The following is a 4384-nucleotide window of genomic DNA, read 5'->3' on the forward strand; positions in this document are numbered from 1 at the left end:
TCGACGAAGATCGCGTGCCACAGCATGAAGATCAGCACCGTCCACAGCCGGCGGCTGTGATCGCTTGTGCCGCTTCGGTGTTCGTCGAGCATCCGGCGCACTGCCCCCAGGTCGACCAGGTGATCGGCCTGCGACGAGTCCACCAACGCGTAGGCCCACTCCAGCAGTTCGCCCGCGCGCAGCCAATGCCGGATCGGCACCGGGAATCCGAGCTTGGGCCGGTGCAGCACATGGGCAGGAACGATCGGCTCCAGCGCGCGCCGCAACGCGTACTTGGTGGTGGTTCGGGTGATCTTGGCCTCGACGGGCAGCCGGGAGGCGACGGCGAACACCTCGGGATCCAGGAACGGCACCCGAAGCTCCAGCGAGTTGGCCATGGTCATCTTGTCGGCCTTGACCAGGATGTCGCCGCGCAACCAGGTGAACAGGTCGACGTGCTGCATGCGCGCCACCGGGTCCCAGCCGGCGGATTCGGCGTACACCGGCGCGGTCACATCGGTGTGGGTCCACTCGTCGCGGAACCCCGGCAGCACGTCCCGCAACTGCGCGTCGGAGAAACTGCGGGCGTTGCCGTAGTAGCGCTCCTCGAGCGTCAGCGAGCCGCGATGCAGCAGGCTCTTGCCGCGCATGCCCTCCGGCAGCGGCTTGGACACCTTGCCCATCGAACGGCGAAGCGGCCGCGGGAGATAGTCGAAAGGCTTCAGCGACAACGGCTCTCGGTAGATCGTGTAGCCGCCGAACAGCTCGTCGGCGCCCTCGCCGGACAGCACCACCTTGACGTGCTTGCGGGCCTCGCGGGCGACGAAGAACAGCGGGACCAGCGCCGGGTCGGCGACGGGTTCGTCGAGGTACCAGACGATCTCGGGCAGGGCGGCGACGAACTCGCCCGCGCTGACCACCTTGGCGATGTGGCGTGCACCGATGGCCTCCGCCGAGGCCACCGCGACGTCGATCTCGGAGAACCCCTCGCGCTCGAAGCCGGTGGTGAACGTGATCAGCCGGGGGTTGTGCCGGATGGCCAGCGCCGCGATGGCGGTGGAGTCGATGCCCCCGGACAGGAACGCCCCGACGGTGACGTCGGCGCGCATGTGCTTGGCCACCGAGTCCTCCAGGACCGCGGTGATCTCGTCGTAGCGGGCCTGTTCGGTGTCGGTGGTGATGGGCGTGGCGGCAAATCGCGGCGCGAAGTAGCGGGTGATCTCGGGCTGCTGGCCGGGCCGGATGCGCGCCGAGCAGCCCGATTCGAGCCGGCGCACCCCGCGGTGCAGCGTCTCGGGCTCCGGCACGTACTGCAGGACCGTGTAGTGCTGCACCGCCCGCTCGTCGATGCCGGTGTCGAACCCGACCAACTCGGCCAGGTCCATCAGGCATTTCTTCTCGCTGGCCAGCGCGGTGCCGCCGGGGCCGGTCGCCATGAACAGCGGCTTGATGCCGAAAGGGTCGCGCGCGCAGAACAATTCGCGGGTCACTGTGTCCCACAGCGCGAACGCGAACATGCCGCGCAGCCGGTTCAGCACGTCGGTGCCCCAGTGGTGGTAGCCCGCGACGATCGCCTCACCGTCACCGTCGGTGGCGAACACGGCGCCGTGCGCGGTGGCCAGTTCGTCGCGCAGCTCGAGGTAGTTGTAGATCTCCCCGTTGAACACCAGCACGTAGCGGTCGGGGGCCTCCGGCGGGCCCCAGCGCAGCGGCTGATGGGAATGCGCGATGTCGATGATGGACAGCCGGTTGAAGCCGAAAACGACGGAGCCGTCGGCGCCCGGGTCGGCCCAGGTTCCCGGCTCGTCCGGGCCGCGGTGGCGCATCAGGTGCGATGCCCGGGAAATGGCGCCGTCGGCCCGCGCCGCGGCCGCCGTGGCGTCGGCCCCGCCGCCGTCAGCACCGGCCGGGGCCGCGACGAATGCCAGCAGACCACACACGGCGCACCAGTATGCCGCACGTGGGCGGCGCCCGCGGTGCCGCACGCCCGTGACCGGCCGGGGTTTGCGCGCCGGGGTCAGCGGCGTGGTCTACGCTGCGTAGTATTCGATATCCGAGCAGGAGGCGCCAACGTGACACCTCGCGAGCAGGTCGGTTCGCAACGTCTGTCGCAGCGCAGGTTCCAGCGCCGTTCGGGGGGCGCTCACCGGGGTCTGTCCCGTCGTCTCCGGCCGTTCGCGCTGGCCGCGACCGTGGGCGTGCTGGCGCTCACCCTGAGCGGATGCAGCTGGTCGGAGGTGCTCGGCATGGGCTGGCCGGAGGGCATCACCCCGGAGGCCCACCTCAATCGGGAGCTGTGGGTCGGGGCCGTGATCGCCTCGTTGGTCGTCGGGGTCCTGGTGTGGGGGCTCATCTTCTGGTCGGCCGCGTTTCACCGGAAGAAGGCGACTGACACCGAATTGCCCCGGCAGTTCGGCTACAACATGCCGTTGGAGCTGGTGCTCACGGTGACGCCGTTCCTCATCATCTCAGTGCTGTTCTACTTCACCGTGGTGGTGCAGGAGAAGATGCTGCATCTGGCCAAGGACCCCGAGGTCGTCATCGACGTCACCTCGTTCCAGTGGAACTGGAAGTTCGGGTATCAGCGCGTCAACTTCAAGGACGGCACGCTGACCTACGACGGGTCCGACCCCGCGCGCAAGGCCGCGATGGCCTCCAAGCCGGAAGGGAAGGATGCCCACGGGGAGGAGCGCATCGGGGCGGTGCGCGGGCGCAACCCGCAGGACCGGACCTACCTGAATTTCGACAAGGTCGAGACGCTGGGAACCGCCACCGAAATCCCGGTGCTGGTGCTGCCCGCCGGAAAGCAGATCGAATTCCGGTTGGCCTCCGCGGACGTCGTGCACACGTTCTGGGTGCCGGAATTCCTGTTCAAACGCGACGTGATGCCCAACCCCGAGGCGAACAACTCGGTCAACGTGTTCCAGGTCAACGAGATCACGAAGACCGGGGCGTTCGTCGGTCACTGCGCCGAGTTCTGCGGCACCTATCACTCGATGATGAACTTCGAAGTGCGGGTGGTGGCGCCCAACGACTTCAAGGCCTACTTACAGCAACGGATCGCCGGGAAGACCAACGCCGAGGCATTGCTGGCGATCGCCCAGTCCCCGGTCGCGGTGACCACCCACCCGTTCGATACCCGCCGCGGTGAGACGACCCCCCAAAGCCAGTAGGTTAGGACGCTCAATGAAAATCGAAACGAGGCTGTTCGAATTCATCGCAGCTTTCTTCATTCTGTCGGCGGTGCTCTACGGGATACTGACCGCGCTGTTCGCCACCGGCGGCGTGGAGTGGGCGGGCACCACCGCGCTGGCGCTGACCGCCGGCCTGGCGTTGATCACGGGGAGCTTTTTTTGGTTTGTCTCGCGCCGGCTGGACATGCGGCCCGAGGATTATGAGGGCGCCGAGATCAGCGACGGCGCAGGCGAATTAGGGTTTTTTGCGCCGCACAGTTGGTGGCCCATTTTGATCGCATTGGCCGGATCGGTGGCGGCGATCGGCATCGCGCTGTGGCTGCCCTGGCTGATCGTCGCCGGGGTGGTGTTCATCCTTGCCACGTCGGCAGGATTGGTCTTCGAGTACTACATGGGACCCGAGAAGCACTGATTTGCGACTCGAAGGTCACAATCAGGGCACCAGTTGATCCGGGCCCGTTTTCCAAGACTTCTTTGCTCTATTCGGTTCGGTAGGGTTTGCCCAGGCACCATGAGAAACTCCCAAGCGCGCGCGCACCGATGCAGCCGCGGGGCCTTGCGCGCTGGTGATGCAGTTGGACAGGGCAGGCAATTATGAGCGGGCCGAATCCTCCGGGATGGGAACCTGACGAACCCGATCCCGGCAGCGAACTCAGCCACGAACCGGATTCGGGCGACGAAGTGGGGCACGACGCGGTCGATCCCCACGACGAGCTGGAGCCCCTCGACGACAGCGCCGAAATCGCGGCGGCGGACGAGACCGGCCAGACGGATGCGTACTCGCGGGCCTACTCGGCTCCCGAATCCGAGCATTTCGTCACCGGCCCGTACCTGCCGGCCGATATGCGGCTCTACGACTACGACGGCTACGACGAGCCCTCGGACCCGGACGACGAACACCGCGCCCCGCGCTGGCCATGGGTCGTCGGCATCGCCGCGATCGTGGCCGCGATCGCGCTGGTGGTTTCGGTGTCGCTGCTCGTCACGCGCACCGACACCAACAAGCTCGCCAACCCCGGCACCACCACCACCCCGTCGACGCCGCCGATGCAGGACGAGATAACGACCACCAAACCGCCGCCGCCACCACCGCCACCGCCCACCACCGAGGCCCCTCCACCCACGGAGACCCAGACCGTGACGGTGACGCCCCCTCCGCCGCCGCCACCGCCGCCCCCACCGGCGACCGCCGCTCCCGCGCCGGCACCGGC

Annotated in this window: 3 protein-coding genes and 1 pseudogene; 3 read left to right on the forward strand and 1 reads right to left on the reverse strand. The window is 67.7% G+C overall.

Features of this window, described 5'->3' with window-relative positions:
* The coding region (gene asnB / locus JWP83_RS28120; RefSeq protein WP_297738169.1) for an asparagine synthase (glutamine-hydrolyzing) at positions 1 to 1919 on the reverse strand (1919 nt) is incomplete at its 3' end.
* A gap of 132 nt (positions 1920 to 2051) precedes the next feature.
* On the opposite strand from asnB, the gene JWP83_RS28125 reads away from it, so the two are divergent.
* From JWP83_RS28125 to JWP83_RS28135, 3 genes and pseudogenes are all read left to right on the forward strand, one after another.
* Positions 2052 to 3152 carry a cytochrome c oxidase subunit II gene (locus JWP83_RS28125; protein ID WP_297738171.1) on the forward strand — a complete coding sequence of 367 codons (1101 nt, stop codon included), beginning with the start codon at positions 2052 to 2054 and terminating at the stop codon, positions 3150 to 3152.
* A 13-nt stretch (positions 3153 to 3165) separates the two neighbouring features.
* Positions 3166 to 3585 (forward strand): cytochrome c oxidase subunit 4, encoded by a 420-nt coding sequence (locus tag JWP83_RS28130; protein ID WP_297738173.1) that lies wholly within the window; start codon positions 3166 to 3168, stop codon positions 3583 to 3585.
* Between the two features lie 182 nt (positions 3586 to 3767).
* Positions 3768 to 4384 (forward strand): annotated as a pseudogene (locus tag JWP83_RS28135) (hypothetical protein); the annotation flags it as partial.

The organism is Mycobacterium sp., assembly GCF_025965855.1.
GTDB lineage: Bacteria > Actinomycetota > Actinomycetes > Mycobacteriales > Mycobacteriaceae > Mycobacterium.